We start from the raw sequence: 16,437 nt of genomic DNA, 5'->3' as shown, positions 1-16,437 counted from the left end.
GGTTAGATTAGGCAGTAGACGCCACAATTTAGACACATTTTGAATAAGTCTGTCTGAGGAATAGCCTTACGTAAGGGAAGTAACTACAAAAAATCCATTACTATTTTCTGGGGATAGACTGCTCTTGAACGCGCCGCATGTTAAAAGAGATATAGAGTTTTTCGGAGATTGCGGAGAAAACATCCGCATCGATTCAAGAACGCGTGAAATATACTACAGAATTAAGGATGAAAGAAACCAGGCACGCACAGAAGAGCGCGCCGCGTCCCCACAGGATAACTTAAAGATCTCCAGTAGCTGGGACAGTGTCAGCAATCTTGGATTGCAGATTATATATTCCGAAAGCAAGGACGTAGAAATATTGGCGTGGCTTGCCGAAGCAAGCCTGCGGCTGCGCGGCTTTCCTGGACTGCGAGAAATCTATGAGCTTTGTGGCGATCTTTTTTACAACCACTGGGACTCATTGCACTCCATCAGCGATGATAATGATGAGGAAAAATTTGCACCTTTTGCGGGATTGAACGGCATCGGCACCGAAGGAACGCTTGTGCAGCCGCTCCGGCTTGCGCCGCTGATCCCCGGAGGAAAATTTGGAGAGCACAGCCTCTGGGATTTCCAGCTGGCGCAGCGGCCAAACGAGAGCAAACGGCGCGAAGAACTGTATCGGCTGGCATCCGAAGCAGGCGTTGCCGCCATGTCTTCCCATCTGGCCGAGGTAAACGCCTGTCTCTCCAGCTTCGACGCCATCATGGCGGTTCTTACCGAACGCTGCGGCCAGTCTGCGCCACCCAGCTCCAATATCCGCAACACGCTCATCGAAGCTGCTGCGGCCATCCGCACGCTGGGCGGGCGCGAGCAGGAGCCGGCGCCGGTCGAGCAGGCGGCAGCCGCGGTTCCCGAAACCAACGACAACGGACAACCGGCGGCACGAACAGCCGCGACGTCACCGGAAGGCATATCCTCACGCGATGAAGCATTTGAAACTCTTCTTTCGGTTGCGCGTTACTTTCGCCGAACCGAACCGCATTCGCCGATCTCGCTATCCATCGAAACGCTGGTTCGCAGGGGACGCATGGATTTTTCCGAACTGCTGGCGGAGCTTCTGCCCGAAGCGCAGGCCCGCAATGCAGTTCTGACGGCCGCCGGGATCAAGCCCGGTGGAGACAACAACGGAAAATAACGAGCAAGGGACGGAGACACCGTCCCGTAACAGTCAGCCATGCCAAGGGGCATCAAGGAGGTTGAAATGGCAAGTGTACACGAAAAGCTGGAACGGGTTCGCAAGCCCCGCGTCCACATCAAATACGAAGTCGAAACCGAAGGCGCGATGGTGGTCAAGGAATTGCCCTTCGTCGTCGGCGTTCTCGGCGATTTCTCAGGCAATCCGACCCAGCCGCTGAAGCCGTTCGGCGAACGTAAATTCGTTCAGATCGACCGCGACAATTTCGATGAGGTGATGCGCCGCATGACGCCTGGCCTCAACATTGCCGTTGCCAACACGCTGCAGAAAGACGGCACGGACATGCAGGTCAACCTGAAGTTCGAAAGCATGGACGACTTCGAACCCGGCGCCGTCGTGCAGCAGGTTCCCGCCCTCAAGGCGCTTCTGGACGCCCGCAACGAACTGCGCGACCTGCTTTCCAAGGCCGACCGTTCGGAAGATCTGGAGCGGATGCTGGAAGATATTCTGCAGAACAAGACCGATCTCGCAACGCTGGTTTCCGAACTCAAGGAAAAGAACGGCGCGAGCAAATAATCGCCTGTGCGGAGGAAAACCTCCCCGAACGGCCCCGATTGCGGGGCTTCAACTGTTCAAGCGGCATTTTTTCAAAGCCGCATGTGGAAGGACTGAAACATGAGCGCTGAAAGCCTGCTGAAAAACGAAGCACAGGCAACGACCGCCGAAGATCAGGGACTGCTGTCCAAGGTGGTTGCCGCAACTCGCCAGACCGAACCAGACCGCGCGCAAAATCTTCTGCGCACGCTGACAGACCAGGCGCTGAAGGGAACGGTCAAATACGACCGCAACCTCACCGTCACCCTCAACCATGCCATTGCCGAACTGGACCGGACGATTTCCGAACAGCTCGCCGCCATCATGCAGGCGCCGGAATTCGCCAAGCTCGAAGGCACTTGGCGCGGGCTCAACTATCTCGTCAAGAATTCCGAAACGAGCGTCAACCTGAAGATCCGTGTCATGAACGCCGGCAAGCGGGAACTGGCGCGCGATCTGGAAAAGGCCGTAGAATTCGACCAGTCGCGCCTGTTCAAGGCGATCTACGAAGACGAATTCGGCACACCCGGCGGCGAACCGCTCGGCGCGATCATCGGTGACTACGAATTCGACAATTCCTTCGACGACGTGCAGTTGCTGCAGGGTGTCTCGTCGATTGCGGCGGCCGCTTTTGCGCCGTTCATCTCGGCGGCCAGCCCGCACATGTTCGGCTTCGAGGATTATCGCGATCTTGCACGCCCGCGCGATCTGGAGAAGATTTTCGATACGGTGGAATATGCCAAGTGGCGCAGCTTCCGCGAAAGCGACGATTCCCGTTTCGTCACGCTCGCTCTTCCGCGTGTTCTGGCGCGCATGCCCTATGGCCCGAAAACCAACCCGATCGATGATTTCGCATACGACGAAACCAGGGGTGCGGTGAATGGCGACCTGCAGCATGACGAATATTGCTGGATGAACGCCGCCTATGTCATGGGCACGAAGCTGACCGACGCTTTTGCAAAAAGCGGCTGGTGCACCGCTATCCGTGGCGCGGAAAATGGCGGCCGGGTGGAAAATCTGCCCATGCACGTCTTCTCCAGCGATGACGGCGATCTCGATCTGAAATGCCCGACCGAAGTGGGCATCACCGACCGCCGCGACGCCGAACTCGGTAAACTCGGCTTCCTGCCGCTCTGCCACTACAAGAACACGGATTATGCGGTGTTCTTCGGCGCCCAGACCGCGCACAAGCCGAAGCTTTACGACAAGCCGGAAGCCACAGCCAACGCCGCCGTTTCAGCCCGCCTGCCCTATATCATGGCCACGTCGCGCTTCGCGCATTACCTCAAAGTGATGGGCCGCGACAAAATCGGCTCCTTCATGGAAGCGTCCGACTGCGAAGTCTGGCTCAACCGCTGGATCGCCAACTACGTCAACGCCAATGACGAAGCGGGCGAAGAAAGCCGGGCGAAATATCCGCTGCGCGACGCCAAGGTGACCGTGCAGGAAGTGCCGGGCAAACCCGGCGCCTACAATGCGGTCGCATGGATGCGGCCCTGGTTGCAGATGGAAGAACTGACGACCTCGCTGCGCATGGTCGCCCGTATTCCGTCCAAGAACTGAGCCCGGACCGGGGTGGTCCGCCACCCCGGCCCCGTTCGTCACCCGGAGCCCGCTCATGGCGCATCAGTCCTTTCCGGACGCCCGCATTTTCGCCGACCAGCTCATCGCCCTCATCGACGATGCGCTGATCGGCCAGGTGAACGCCATTCTGCACCACCCTGATTTTCAGGCGATGGAAGCGAGATGGCGCGGGCTTGCCATGGTCGTTCGCGAGGCTGGCCGCGGCGCAGACGTCAAGGTGAAGCTGCTGAACGCCAGCTGGCGCGATCTTGCCCGCAACACCGAACGCGCCACCGACTTCGACCAGAGCCATCTTTTCGAGGTCGTCTATAATCGCGAATTCGGCATGCCGGGCGGCGAGCCGGTCGGCCTGTTGATCGGCGACTATGCGTTTTCCCCCGATGATCTTCAGGGCGCCGATTCCATCACCACGCTGTCGCAGATCGGCATGGTGGCTGCGGCCGCCTTCTGCCCCTTCGTCGCGGCGGCAGCTCCTTCCGCCGTCGGCCTGCAGGATTTTGCCGAACTCAGCCGGGTTCACGACTTTTCCTCGCTGAAGCAGGATAAATCGCGGCTGCGCTGGAATGCGCTGCGCGCACGCGACGATTCCCGCTTTGTCGGCCTTGTCGCGCCGCGCGTTTTGCTGCGCTCGCCCTACAGGCCCTATGCGCGCGGACGCGATGACGGATTTCCATTCCGCGAGCATGTGGCGGAAAGCGGCGAGACCCTGCTGTGGGGCAATGCCGCCTTCGCCTTTGCCACGGTGGTGGTACGCAATTTCGTCGATTCCGGCTGGTTTGCGGATCTGCGCGGTGTGACGCAGGATGCCGTGGATGGCGGCATGCTCTCTTCCCGGCAATTGCCGCCGCTCGATCTCGGCATCGAAAGCAACGGCCTTTCCGCGCAGCCGCCCGTCGAAGTGCAGCTGACGACCGGACAGGAGCAGCAATTTTCCGATCTCGGCATTGTGCCCGTCTCCACCACCTACCTGTCAGGCATGGCGATCTTCAACGCCAACCAGTCCCTGCATGCACCCGGCCATTATTCCAGCGAAGCAGCAAGGCAGAACGCCCGCCTCGCGGCCATGCTGCAATATGTGCTGTGCGCCTCCCGGTTCTCACATTACCTCAAGGTCATCATGCGCGACGATATCGGCCAGCTGAGCGATGCCTCAACGATAGAGCGCAAGCTGGAAGGCTGGCTTTCCTCCTACACGCTCGGCAATGACGATGCGGAAGCTGCGCTGCGCACGCGCTACCCGTTGCGGTCTGCCGGGATCAATGTCTTCGAGGTTCCCGGCAAGCCCGGAACATTCTCCTGCACCGTGCGCCTCCAGCCGCATTTCCAGCTCGATGACGTCTCCACGAGCTTCCACCTCATTGCCGAAACCATGATGCCGCCCGCCGCCGCATCCCGGTCTCCAGCCGAGCCGCAAAGGATACCCGCATGACGCTGCGCGACGATATTTCCCGCCTTCTCGACGATGACCGGTTGCAGGACGCAATCGGTCTTACGCGCGACCACGTCAAAGCAAAGCCCACCGACAAGGATGGCCGCCATTTCTATATCGATCTGCTGGTCCTTGCCGGCGACTATGAGAAGGCCGATGCGCAATGCAATCTGGCCGCAACATTCTCGCCTCAGGAAAGCGTCGGCTTTTCTCTCTTTCGCCATCAGCTGCGCGCCATGGCCGCACGCAATGCGTGGTTCGAAACCGGCGCGGTGCCGGATTTCCCCGGCGGTCCGTCCGAACTCGATCAATTGGCCATCCGGGCGAATATCGCCGCACGCAGCGGCGATGCGGATGCCGCCAGAACCGCACTGGCTGAACTCGATGAAAAACGTGGCAATGTACCAATCGGCCGCAACGGCAAGAGCGCCGGCGATATTCGCGATCTGGACGACCGAATTCCGCATGCGCTGGAGGTGCTGACCAATGGCGGCCGCTACCTCTGGATCGATTACGGTCGCATAGAAAGCCTCGCCATCGACCCGATGAGCCGCCCGCGCGACCTCGCTTTTCGCGGGGCTGAGTTGACATTGCGCGACGGCGCGGTCGCATCCGTGCTGCTTCCGGCCATCTATCACGGCGCGAAGGACGATGTCGGCCTCCTCCTCGGGCGGGAAACCCGATGGAGCGAGGAAGACCAGCCTCTGGCAACCGGGCGAGGCCAGCGCTGCCTGCTGATTGGCGACGATGTGGTGCCGTTCCACGAGATCGGTTCCCTTTCCGCCGCCTCCGACGATGAAAGGCAGATCGCCCGTGGTTGATCCGCTCGAGCAATATCGCGCGCGGCAGAGAACGCTGTCGCGCTCCGTTCTGGACCGGCTGCTCGATGACGCGCCGGATGCGGAAACGGATATGCTCGTGAGCCTGAAGGATCAGGCACGCGAGATGCGCGAGGTGATCCGCCGCGATCTCGAGGCATTGCTCAATACCCGCCGTAACCCCGCCGGCCCGCCGGCGGCGCTGAAGGAACTGTCCGATGCGCTGGTGAGCTATGGCGTGGACGGCATTCTTTCGGCCAATCTGGTGACGGATGCCTCCAAGGCGCGGCTCGCACGCAGCATCGAGCGGCGTATTTCCCTGTTCGAAACCCGCCTTGCGGACGTGCATGTGACGATCCTCAAAAACCGCACGGATGGCGACCGGGCGCTTCGCATGCGTATACAGGCAAGTTTCCGCCTTCAGGAAGGCATGCCGCCGATCAGCTTCGAATCCCGGATCGACCCGTCAACGCAGCGTTTCCTGGTGGAGGCGACGAATGGCTGACGGCTTTCTCGAAAAATACAATGACGAACTCTTCGCGCTCCGAAAACGCGCATCGCGTTTCGCGGCGGCGTTTCCGAAGATTGCCGGCAGGCTGCGCATGACGGGCGATGTCGCCGACGATCCGCATGTCGAGCGGCTGATCCAGAGTTTCGCCTATTCCGCTGCCCGTGTGCGCCAGAAGCTGGACGACGAATTTCCCGAACTGTCGGACAGCCTCTTGGAAACGCTCTACCCGCATTATCTTGCGCCGATCCCGTCCATGAGCGTGGTTCAGTTCACCCCAAGCACGGCGCTCGCAACCGTGCAGACACTTCCCCGGCACAGCGAAATCCTTGCCGAGCCTGTGGGTGGCGAAAGCTGCCGTTTTCGCACCACGCAGGCGGTGGAGATCGCGCCGCTGCAAATCGCAGCCGCAACGCTGTCCGGCCAGCCGATCGACGCGCCTTTTTCGGCCTCGTTTGCCGGCGCCGCTAGCTGCCTGCGGCTTTCGCTGCGCAGCACGGCGCCGCGCGGCGGCACCTTCCCGGAAATGGGCCTGACGAAGCTTCAGATTTTTCTGTCCGCCGCCTGGCAACAGGCCACGGCGCTTTACGAGCTTTTGACCAATCATTGCGTGGGCATGGCGCTTGCGCGGCACGCCGAGGACAAGGAAGCCGTTTTCCTGCCCGCCGGCAATCTCACGCCATCCGGTTACACGCGCGATCAGGCCATGCTGCCCTATCCGGCCAACAGCTTTAACGGATACCGGCTTCTCACCGAATTCTTCGCGCTGCCGCAGAAATTTCTCTTTCTCGATATCGACGGGCTGCACAAATGGAGCGGCGGCGACTGCGAACTTTACATCTATCTGGATGCGGCGGACACGCAGCTTGAGCGCATGGTATCGGTCCGGGATTTCGTGCTGAACGCCTCGCCGGTTATCAACCTGTTCAAGCAAAGCTGCGAACCGCTCAGCCTCGATGGCACGCGCACGGAATACCGCCTGCTGCCGGATGCGCGGCGGCAGCGGACCCGCGAAATCTATGCCGTCGAAAACGTCCAGCTGACCAGCCGTTCCGGGCAGACCGAAAAGACCTCCCCGTTCTTCGGCCGCACCCAGCGCAACAACGGTGCAAACGTTTTCTGGCAGATACAGCGCCGTTTCGATGACGACGGTTCTTCCGATACGGACATCGCTTTCGTGGATCAGAAGCGCGGACCGCTTGGACCGCTCGACATGGTGGCGAGCATCGATACGCTGTGCATCAATCGCGAGTTGCCAAGCCAGCTCCCCTTTGGCGGCGGTCACCCCTTCCTGCAGCTTTCGTCCGGCAACGAGGCTATAAAATCCATCCATGCGCTGATGCCGCCGACGGCGGCGATCCGCGTCAACGAGCGCTCGGCGCGTGAATGGCGGCTGATCTCGCATCTCCTCCTCAACCATCTCTCCCTCACCGACAGCGGCGGCGCGCCGCTGAAGGACATTCTTTCGCTCTATTCCTTCAGGGACAGCCCGGAGACCCGGCAGCTGGTGGAGGCGATCAGCAATGTCGAGGCACAGAATTCCCATGCCCGGATCGGCTCGGCCATGGTGCCGGGAACGGACATCACCGTGGAGTTCGATCCCGCGCTGATCGCGCGGCCCGCCGCATTTGTTTTCGCCAATGTCCTCAATCATTTCTTCGGGCTCTACACCTCGATCAACAGTTTCACGCGGCTGACGGCAACGATGCGCGGCCATTCCAAACCGATTGCCCGCTGGCCGGCCCGCGCGGCCGACCGGCCGCTGCTCTAGGAGACCGGGATGGAACAGCAGACGCCAACCATGAAAGACCGGCAGGCGGCGCTTCTCAGCGACGATCCCGGCCGTTTTGAGCCCGCCACCGCGTTTCGCGTCGCCCAGTTGGTTTCGGCGGATGACGGGATTGTCGTTGGCGCTCATGGCGGAACACAGCCGACCCCGCTGGCGATCAGCGGCTTCAACCACAAACGCGGCCAGGCGGAACTGAAATCCGCCTTCGCGCCCATTGTCGGGCCGCTCGGTTCGCTGCCGCCGGCCTATGGCGAGTTGTTGCAGCGGGAAGAACGCAATCGCTCCGGCGCGCTGGCGAGCTTCTTCAATCTGTTCGCCGCAAGGTTCAGCGAACTGTTCGTATCCGCGACGGAAAAATACCGCCTTGCAAGGGGATTGCGCTGGTCGGCCGAGCAGAGGGAGAACGGTTTTCGCAAAACCCTGCTTGCACTCACCGGGTTCCGCACGGCCGGTCTGGTGGAAAAGGCAGGCGTGAGCGAAGATGCGCTCCTGCGGTTCAGCGGTCTTCTGGCCGGCCGCAACCGCAATGTTTCGGCCCTGACCTCCATGCTTTGTGAATTCACGGGACTTCCGGTGCATGTCGAACAGTTTCGCCGGCGATGGGTGGCTTTGCCGCTTCACGAACAAAGCCAGCTCGGACAGGCATCCGGGCTGAGGCTCGGACAGAACACGACGGCGGGAAGCGCTGTCGAAGATATGAGCGGCGGCTTCCGGATCGTGATCGGTCCCGTCGCTTATGCGGATTATCTCGCCCTGACGCCCGGATCGAAACGGCTTGCGGAGATATTTTCGCTGACACGCCTGTTCGTCGGAAGCGCATTGCATTTCGATGTGCAGGTGATCCTGAAAAAGGAGGACATTCCCTTTTGCCGCCTCGGCCAGTCCGATGCCCCCGCCCGCCTCGGCTGGAATAGCTGGGCTCGCGTGGCGCCCGCAGAAAAAGACAGCGCCGATGCTGTGGTGACCGAGCGGGAAGGCTCGGCGATTTCCGCGTGAGGGCATGGATATGAAGCTTGCACTCAAGGACACACGAAATATCGGAGCCGCAAGAGCCAGTCAGTGGAGCTTCGAGCGCGGCCGCCGCGTCATCGGCCGGTCTCGCGATTGCGACTGGCAGATCGACGACAATGAGCGGCGCGTTTCCAAGCTGCACTGCACGCTCAGCCGCGATGGTGAAGGTTTTACGATCCTTGACCAGAGCGCGAACGGCACGCTGGTCGATGGCCGCCTGCTGCTGGAAGGCGAAAGCGCGCGTCTCCGCGACGGTTCGCAAATCAACATTGGCGGGCAGGTTTTTCAGGTCGCCATCAGCGACGATGCCGAGCTGGATTTTTCCGATCCCGATGCTTCCCTGCGCATGAGTGACGAGCCGCTGACCATTTCCGCGATCCTTGCCGATATCGCCCCGAATGGCCGTTCGGCCGGCGGCGTGATGGGCAACACCGCCTCCGCCGACGACTGGTCCGAAACATGGCGCGAGGGCGCGAACCGGAAGGCAAAATCCATTTCGCGAAATGTCGAGATCGGCTGGAGCGAACCGCCCGCAGCGCGCGGAATTGGCGCGGTTCTGCCTGATAACTGGGACGAGGAGCCGGTTGCGAGCAGCGAGCACGAACATACCGACGCACTGAACATGCCGGTGATGATCTCTCGTCCGGTTTCGGCCTCAGGTAACGAGGATTTCGACAGCGTTTTCCCGGAAGCAGACGAAGAGCTGACCCCAGAGGGCGCCTCGGCTGCGGGCTCTTCGACCGCGCAGGAGATCGGCGATCTTCTGACCGCACTGGAGCAGGAAAGCGCCGATTGTCTGGCCATTCTCGACATTGAAGGCGAGCGCGCCGGCCACGGTTCTTCAGCCTCCCTGAGCGAGCGGATGGAAACGCTCATCCGCCAGCAGCGGCGGCTCGCTGTCTCGCTTGAGACCCTGATCCACGGCTGCACGCAAAAACTCGAGCCGAGGCTGCTCGAAGCCTCCGTCGATGCCGGTAACGATCTTCGTGCCAAAATCGAGCGCCGCGACTGGCAGGGGCTGATCATGAAGACCGATTACTGGTCCACTTACAAAAAGCAATTTGAGGAAAACGGCCGTCCATTGCCGGTCAGGCAGTTCCTGCAGCGGGCAGCGCGCGGTGAAGCCGCGCCCACGCAGGAACCTGACGCGATAACGGCCGATGCAAAGGGGGTAAACAACCACGATGAGACATGAGAACCGCGTTGCCTGGAGCGAGGGCATGTTTCTTCGCGTCCAGCATTTTCAGCAATCCGACCGCTGGACCGAACGGCTGGTGCGCAACACCACGCGCAACCTCTCGCCTTACCCGTGGGGCATCGCCGAAATCGGCGTGGACCGCAGCGCGCTGTCGATAGGGCAATTCGCCCTGTCGAACCTGCGCGGCGTTCTTCCCGATGGAACGCCTTTCGAAGCGCCGGAGGATTCCGACCTGCCGCCGCCGCTCGATCTCGACGAAAGCGTCAAGAACGCCGTTATCTATCTCGCCCTGCCGGCCCGGCAGCCGGGCAAGGCCGACATGTCCGCCAGCGGCCGCAACGATGCGAACAATGTGCGCTTCACCGCTTCCAGCTATGAGGTCTCCGACACGAATATCGAGACGGATTTCGTGGCCCCCATCGATGTCGGCCGTCTCAGCCTGAAATTCCTGAAAACCGGCGACGATCTTTCCGGTTACGATCTCATCGGTCTTGCAAGGGTCATCGAGGTCCGCTCCGACCGTGCGGTCATTCTGGACCCGGATTTCATTCCTCCGAGCCTCAGCTGCGCGGCGGCGCCCCGCCTCAACGAATTGCTGACGGAGCTTCTGGGGATCGTGCGCCACCGCGCCCAGGCGATTGCCGAACGCATCGGCGACCCGACGATCAGGGGAACGGCGGAAGTGGGCGATTATTTCCTGCTGCAAATCCTCAACCGGGCCGATCCGCTGCTGGCGCATCGCTGCGCCAACGCCACGCGTTTTCACCCCATCCGTTTTTACGAAGACTGCATCCAGCTTGCCGGCGAGCTTGCAACCTTCACCACGGACAAAAAGCGGGCGACGGATTTCCCGCCCTATCGGCACGAGGACTTGAAAGCCACCTTCGGGGCGGTTTTCGACGATCTGCGCACATCGCTGTCAGCGGTTCTGGAACAGGCAGCCGTTGCGATCGAGCTGGTGGAGCGCCGCCACGGCGTCCGCGTCGGCACCATCCACGACCGCACGCTGCTGCGCGATGCCGGCTTCGTGCTTGCCGTGCGCGCGGATATGGCCGCCGAAGACATTCGCCGCCGCCTGCCGGCACAGATCAAGGTTGGGCCGGTGGAGCGGATTTCCGAACTGGTCAACGTGGCGCTGCCCGGCATTCCCGTGCGCTCCCTGCCGGTCCTGCCGCGGCAATTGCCCTATCGGTCCGGCACCGTCTATTTCGAGATCGACACGCAATCACCCCTCTGGAAGCAGCTTGAGACCTCTGGCGCGATTGCCCTGCATCTGGCGGGCGAGTTCCCCGGGCTTGAGATGGAAATGTGGGCGTTACGCGAATGAGCAAGGAAAACCCCTCTTCCTGGCAGGATTTGCCAACGGTGGTCGAAATCACCGAGGAAAGCCGCAGACGCAACCAGAACGCCCGCAACATGGCGGCGATCCTCGAAGACATTGTCGAGACCGACGGGCCGGCCGGGCGACCGAAGGCAAGCACGGCCGCCATGCCGGTCGATCAGCTGCTCTCCGGTTTCCATTTCGGCGGCGGCGATGTGCCGACGCTCGTGCAATCGGCCGCTCCCCTCCTCAACCTCGCGCATCTCCTGCGCTTCAGCGATGCGGAGCCGGATCCCGATCAGCTTCGCCGCGCCTGCATTGAGGCGATCACCCGCTACGAGCGCGACCTCGCTTCCGCCCGCATCAGCCCCGAGCGGGCAAGAGCGGCGCATTATGTCGTCTGCGCCACGGTGGATGATGTCGTTCTGAGCAAACCCTGGGGCGTGCGGGCAGGCTGGGCGCGCTCCGGCCTTGTCTCCACCTTCCACAACGATGTCACCGGCGGCGACCGGGTTTTCGACATTCTCGACCATTTCCATCAGTCGCCCGGCGCCAGCAAGGATCTGCTGCTGCTGATCTATCTGTGCCTGTCGCTGGCTTTCGAAGGGCGCACCCGCGTTTCGCCAAAGGGTGCGCTGGAGCTTTCGCGCATCCGCGACAGCCTCTACAAGACGCTGATAGGCCAATACGGCACCTTCGAACGGGAGCTTTCGCCGCACTGGAAAGGCGTGGAAGCCCGTCATACGCCATTGCGCACGATGGCCGCGCTGTGGACCCTGCTGTCCCTGATGGCGCTTGCCTTTGCGCTTGGTTATCTTTTCTTCACGCTGTCGCTCAACAACGCATCCGATGTCACTTTCGAGAGGCTCGCCCATCTGCCGCCGAACGAGACGCCGAGCGTGCTGATCGCAAGCCCGCCTCAGCCACCGGCGCAGGTCGAAACGCCCAAGGTCGTGGAACCGCCGAAGACGGTGGAGCCACGGCAACCCTCCCGGCTTGAAAAGCTGATGGCCTTCCTTCAGCCGGAAGTCGAAAAGAAGCTGGTCACGCTGGCGGATGTAAACGGGCGGCTGCGCATTCGCATTAACAATTCGGGCCTGTTCTCCACCGGCAGCGCCGATGTCAGCCCGCAGTTCCGCGATCTCATCCAGCGTATCGGCGGCGCGCTTGCGGCCGAGAAATTCCGCGCCGTCGTCATCGGCTATACCGATACCGTGCCGATCAAGACGGTGGAGTTTCCGTCCAACTGGCACCTTTCCGAAGCCCGCGCCAAGGCGGTCGGGGACATTCTTTCACAATTCACCGGCCCGGAAGCGATCCTGACGGAAGGCCGTGCCGACAGCGACCCGATCGCCGACAACAAAACGGAGGAAGGCCGCCAGATCAACCGCAGAACGGAAATCATGGTCCTGACTAATCCCGATGAAAAACTGAGCGACGCCGGCATTCTCTCGCCGACCATCCAGAACAGTTCGGGACAGCAGCCGCAAGAGGCACAGCCATGAATCCATTGAGCTATTTTTATACGATCCGATCCTATGTCGAGAGCTATGCCGCTCTCGTCGGCCGTCGTTTCCTGTCGCTGTTATGGGTAGTCGCGCTCTGCATCGTCATCTGGTTTTACGGCTATCTGGTCGCGCTGGGCGATTTTAAGCCCTTGGGAACGACGCAGGCCCGGCTCATCGCCATCGGCATCATTGTGGCGATATGGCTGGTCTATATCGCCGTCACGATTTATCGCGGGCGCAAGCAGGACAAGGAACTTGTCGACAGTATCGAGCGGGAAGCCCTGGCCAACCGCCAGGCCGAAGTCGGCGAAATCCAGATGCGTCTCAAGGAAGCGCTGGCGCTGCTGCGGCGGGTCACGAAAAAGCGTTTCGGTTATATTTACGACCTTCCCTGGTACGTGATCTTTGGCGCACCCGGCTCCGGCAAGACAACGGCGCTCACCAATTCCGGCCTGCAATTTCCGCTCGGCGATGCGCTTGGCGAAAACGCGGTGAAGGGCATTGGCGGCACGCGCAACTGCAACTGGTGGTTCGCCGATGAGGCGATATTGATCGACACCGCCGGCCGTTACACCACGCAGGACGATCTCGATGGATCATCCAAAGCCGGCTGGGAAGGTTTCCTCGGTCTCCTGAGACGCTATCGCCGGTCGCAGCCGATCAATGGCGCATTGGTGACATTGTCCATCCCCGATCTTCTCACCCGCGATCCCGAGGAACAACGGCAGGAACTGCGCTCCATCCGCCAGCGGCTTTCGGAACTGGACGAATATCTGCATGCACGCGTTCCGGTGTATATCGTGCTGACCAAGGCCGATCTGCTGCATGGTTTCGTCGAATTCTTCGACGGTTTCAACAAGACCGATCGCCAGCAGGTATGGGGCACGACCTTCAAGCTGGATGAGAGCTATACCGCCGAGAACCTGCCGCAACGCCTGACAGAAGAGTTCGAACTGCTGCAACAGCGGGTCGATGCGATGCTGATCGAGCGCCTGCAGCAGGAGCAGAATGCCGAGACGCGCGGCCGCATCTTCCGTTTCCCCGCCGAACTCGCGCGGCTGAAAGACCGGCTCCATGAGGCCCTGACCGAACTTTGCGCACGGTCTCCGCTGATCGAAGCCCCGCTTTTGCGGGGCGTTTATCTCGCTTCGGGAACGCAGCCGGAAACGGAAAGGTCTCCCGCAGCGGCCAGAACTCGCCGAAGCTACTTCCTGTCACGGCTGTTCAAGGATGTCATCTTCCCCGAAGCCGCGCTGGTGATGCGCGACAAGCGCCTTTCCGGCCGGCAATTGCTGGTGCGGCGCATCGCCTATGGTGTTTCGGCCGCCGCGGTCGCCATCGTCTTCACCGGCTGGATTTTCACCTATTTCGCCAATACGCAGGCGCTTGCCGAAGCGGATCGCAAACTTGGCGCCTATGAACAACTCGTTCAGGGCATTCCCGTGCGCGATGTTTCCGACGCCGATTTTCTCCGCATCCTTCCGGCGCTCGACAATCTGCGCGACGTCAATTCCGGCTTTGCCCGCGAGAGAGTGTGGAACGTCAGCTTCGGGCTCGATCAGGAAGACAAGATCGCGGGACGGCAGCGTGAAGCCTACCAGCGCGCGCTCAATGCCCTGCTCCTGCCGCGCATGATCGTGCAGCTCCAGAAACAGCTCAAGGATGAAAAGGATGTTACGCGCACCTTCAATTCGCTGAAGCTCTACGGAATGCTTGGCGGCATGGGTACGCTGGACCCCGATTTCCTGACCGTGCAGACGCACCAGATGTTCGCATCCCTCTATCCCGGCGATGGAAGGGCGGCGGCGAGACAAGCGCTCGACCAGCATGCGAAAGCGCTGGCGGACGGCGTGCTCGCCCCGATTGAGCTTGATGCACGGCTCATCGCCACTGCCCGTGAAACCATCCGCGACCAGGCCGCCGGCACGCGCGCCTATGATATTCTCGCCGGTCTTCCGCAGGCGCGGGAACTGATGGAATGGACACCAGCCACGGCCTTCGGCCCGCTGGGAGAGCGCGCCTTCGAGCGGCGCAGCAAAGCGCCGATGGCGGAAGGCATCGAAGGTCTTTTCACGGCGGAGGGATATCGCAGCGTCGTCATTCCGCAGGTCGCCCATGCGGCGCGTATCGCGCTTTCCGAAGGGTGGGTGCGCGGTTCCGATGATGCCATAAGGGGTGCCACGGTCGAGCAGGTGGCGCAGGCCGCACTGCAAATCTATTTCGACCGTTTCGAGAAAAAATGGGCCGATACGCTGGCCGACCTTCGGGTCAAGCCGTCCCAAACCCTTGGCGACGCGGTGGAAACAACCCGCGCGCTTGCCAATGAACGCAATATCGTGGCGGAGGCTGCCAGATCGATCGCGGAGGCAACCGATCTGCGCCCCGGAGCAAACCCCGCCGCCCTCGCCTCCGCCGCTGAAGGCGACGCGACCGCGGCCGTTCTGGCCGCCACGGTGAACGCGGCCGACCCCTATGCGAGACTGCGCGACATGCTGGTGGCGAAAGGCGCGGCCACAACGGCCGAGCAGGCCAATGGCGGCAAGGCCGGAGGCTCGCCATCGGAACAGTTGCTCGCGCATTTCAAGATGCTGAACGAGCAGCTTGCCCGCTCGGCAACCACCTCCGACGAAGTCGCCAAGGTGTTCGACGTGGACAGCCAGCTCACCAAGGCCAATCAGGATCTGTTGCAGCAGGCCCGTGAATTGCCGGCGCCCCTCGATGTGTGGGTGGCGGGCGTGGCGGCGGATGTCGGCTCGCTTGCGGTCAAATCCGCCCGCAGCCGCATTGCCGAACTCTGGGCGGCCGATGCGGCATCGCTCTGCTCTTCCATCGTGACCGGGCGTTATCCTTTCGACAGGTCGTCTTCCCGCGATGTCGCCATCGCGGATTTTACCCGTCTCTTCGGGCCAACCGGGGTTTTCCAGTCCTTCTTCAAACAGCGTATGGAAGCCTTTGTCGACAAGACCACCAACCCCTGGAGCTGGAAAGGCACTTTCGGCGCCGCCGGCATTCCAAGCAGCGCCGTCGCCCAGTTTGAAAATGCCGACAAGATTTCGCGTGCCTTTTTCCCGAATGGCAGCGAGACGCCGGCGGTGTCGATCAATGTCAAACCCGTTTCGCTCACCAATGCCTCCAGCGCGGTGATGCTGGAAATCGAAGGCGAGCGGGTGGTTTATTATCACGGCCCCATTCAGGCGAAATCGATCACCTGGCCCTCGCGTGAAAACACGGCGAGCCTCTCGCGCATCGCCTTCCAGCCGGGCGGCTGGCAGCAGGCGAAAACCGAAAACGGCGACTGGTCGCCATTCCGGCTGTTCGACGGCGCCGACATCGAAAACCAGTCTGGTGACCTGCTGCGGGTGCGATTTGCGAATGGCGCTCAGGCTGCCGAATTCGATATTCAGTTCGGCTCGGTTCTCAACCCGTTCAAGCTGGACGCCATCGCCGGCTTTGCCTGCCCCGCACAATTTTAGCGGCGGGGCGGCGCACCGTTTTTT

At 61.4% G+C, this 16,437-nt stretch carries 12 protein-coding genes; all 12 read left to right on the top strand.

All coding sequences use genetic code 11. From position 1 onward, the window contains the following. Nucleotides 1-124 precede the first annotated feature (124 nt). Nucleotides 125-1,180 carry a type VI secretion system protein TssA gene (gene tssA / locus F3H58_RS17720; RefSeq protein WP_149743098.1) on the top strand — a complete coding sequence of 352 codons (1,056 nt, stop codon included), beginning with the start codon at nucleotides 125-127 and terminating at the stop codon, nucleotides 1,178-1,180. Between the two features lie 66 nt (nucleotides 1,181-1,246). Then, nucleotides 1,247-1,756, top strand: coding sequence for a type VI secretion system contractile sheath small subunit (gene tssB, locus F3H58_RS17715; RefSeq protein ID WP_035263819.1), 510 nt, complete (start codon nucleotides 1,247-1,249; stop codon nucleotides 1,754-1,756). Between the two features lie 99 nt (nucleotides 1,757-1,855). Beyond that, entirely contained in the window at nucleotides 1,856-3,337 is a 1,482-nt protein-coding gene (tssC, locus tag F3H58_RS17710) for a type VI secretion system contractile sheath large subunit (RefSeq protein WP_035263814.1), read from the top strand. Nucleotides 3,338-3,392: 55 nt separating this feature from the next. Then, complete coding sequence (tssC, locus tag F3H58_RS17705) at nucleotides 3,393-4,787, top strand: type VI secretion system contractile sheath large subunit (protein ID WP_149743097.1); 1,395 nt, start codon at nucleotides 3,393-3,395, stop codon at nucleotides 4,785-4,787. Beyond that, the gene (locus F3H58_RS17700; RefSeq protein ID WP_149743096.1) at nucleotides 4,784-5,608 is read left to right on the top strand and encodes a type VI secretion system accessory protein TagJ; all 825 of its coding nucleotides are present in this window, start codon (nucleotides 4,784-4,786) and stop codon (nucleotides 5,606-5,608) included. The genes tssC (F3H58_RS17705) and F3H58_RS17700 overlap by 4 nt, the downstream gene beginning before the upstream one ends. Next, nucleotides 5,601-6,110 (top strand): type VI secretion system baseplate subunit TssE, encoded by a 510-nt coding sequence (tssE, locus tag F3H58_RS17695; protein WP_065654952.1) that lies wholly within the window; start codon nucleotides 5,601-5,603, stop codon nucleotides 6,108-6,110. The genes F3H58_RS17700 and tssE overlap by 8 nt, the downstream gene beginning before the upstream one ends. Next, a complete protein-coding gene (gene tssF, locus F3H58_RS17690; RefSeq protein WP_149743095.1) occupies nucleotides 6,103-7,884 on the top strand; it encodes a type VI secretion system baseplate subunit TssF in 1,782 nt (593 codons plus the stop codon). The genes tssE and tssF overlap by 8 nt, the downstream gene beginning before the upstream one ends. Nucleotides 7,885-7,893: 9 nt before the next feature. Continuing rightward, entirely contained in the window at nucleotides 7,894-8,898 is a 1,005-nt protein-coding gene (gene tssG, locus F3H58_RS17685; protein ID WP_149743094.1) for a type VI secretion system baseplate subunit TssG, read from the top strand. A gap of 4 nt (nucleotides 8,899-8,902) precedes the next feature. Beyond that, nucleotides 8,903-10,108, top strand: coding sequence for a type VI secretion system-associated FHA domain protein (locus F3H58_RS17680; RefSeq protein ID WP_188128973.1), 1,206 nt, complete (start codon nucleotides 8,903-8,905; stop codon nucleotides 10,106-10,108). Continuing rightward, nucleotides 10,098-11,438, top strand: a complete 1,341-nt coding sequence (gene tssK, locus F3H58_RS17675; RefSeq protein WP_059761087.1) for a type VI secretion system baseplate subunit TssK — start codon at nucleotides 10,098-10,100, stop codon at nucleotides 11,436-11,438. Before F3H58_RS17680 ends, tssK begins: the two co-directional genes overlap by 11 nt. Next, nucleotides 11,435-12,937, top strand: a complete 1,503-nt coding sequence (tssL, locus tag F3H58_RS17670; protein WP_149743092.1) for a type VI secretion system protein TssL, long form — start codon at nucleotides 11,435-11,437, stop codon at nucleotides 12,935-12,937. The genes tssK and tssL overlap by 4 nt, the downstream gene beginning before the upstream one ends. Then, nucleotides 12,934-16,413, top strand: a complete 3,480-nt coding sequence (tssM, locus tag F3H58_RS17665; RefSeq protein ID WP_149743091.1) for a type VI secretion system membrane subunit TssM — start codon at nucleotides 12,934-12,936, stop codon at nucleotides 16,411-16,413. Before tssL ends, tssM begins: the two co-directional genes overlap by 4 nt. Nucleotides 16,414-16,437: the final 24 nt, after the last annotated feature.

This window comes from Rhizobium sp. NFACC06-2 (genome assembly GCF_900101425.1).
Taxonomy (GTDB): domain Bacteria; phylum Pseudomonadota; class Alphaproteobacteria; order Rhizobiales; family Rhizobiaceae; genus Agrobacterium; species Agrobacterium leguminum.
Note: the sequence above shows the minus strand (reverse complement) of the source record. Positions and strands in the feature narration are given on the sequence as shown.

Coding starts and splice junctions, on each gene's coding strand:
- tssK (WP_059761087.1), top strand. CDS start 10,098: ATGAGACATGAGAACCGCGTTGCCTGGAGCGAGGGCATGTTTCTTCGC.
- tssB (WP_035263819.1), top strand. CDS start 1,247: ATGGCAAGTGTACACGAAAAGCTGGAACGGGTTCGCAAGCCCCGCGTC.
- tssC (WP_035263814.1), top strand. CDS start 1,856: ATGAGCGCTGAAAGCCTGCTGAAAAACGAAGCACAGGCAACGACCGCC.
- tssC (WP_149743097.1), top strand. CDS start 3,393: ATGGCGCATCAGTCCTTTCCGGACGCCCGCATTTTCGCCGACCAGCTC.
- tssM (WP_149743091.1), top strand. CDS start 12,934: ATGAATCCATTGAGCTATTTTTATACGATCCGATCCTATGTCGAGAGC.
- tssF (WP_149743095.1), top strand. CDS start 6,103: ATGGCTGACGGCTTTCTCGAAAAATACAATGACGAACTCTTCGCGCTC.
- tssL (WP_149743092.1), top strand. CDS start 11,435: ATGAGCAAGGAAAACCCCTCTTCCTGGCAGGATTTGCCAACGGTGGTC.
- tssG (WP_149743094.1), top strand. CDS start 7,894: ATGGAACAGCAGACGCCAACCATGAAAGACCGGCAGGCGGCGCTTCTC.
- F3H58_RS17700 (WP_149743096.1), top strand. CDS start 4,784: ATGACGCTGCGCGACGATATTTCCCGCCTTCTCGACGATGACCGGTTG.
- F3H58_RS17680 (WP_188128973.1), top strand. CDS start 8,903: ATGGATATGAAGCTTGCACTCAAGGACACACGAAATATCGGAGCCGCA.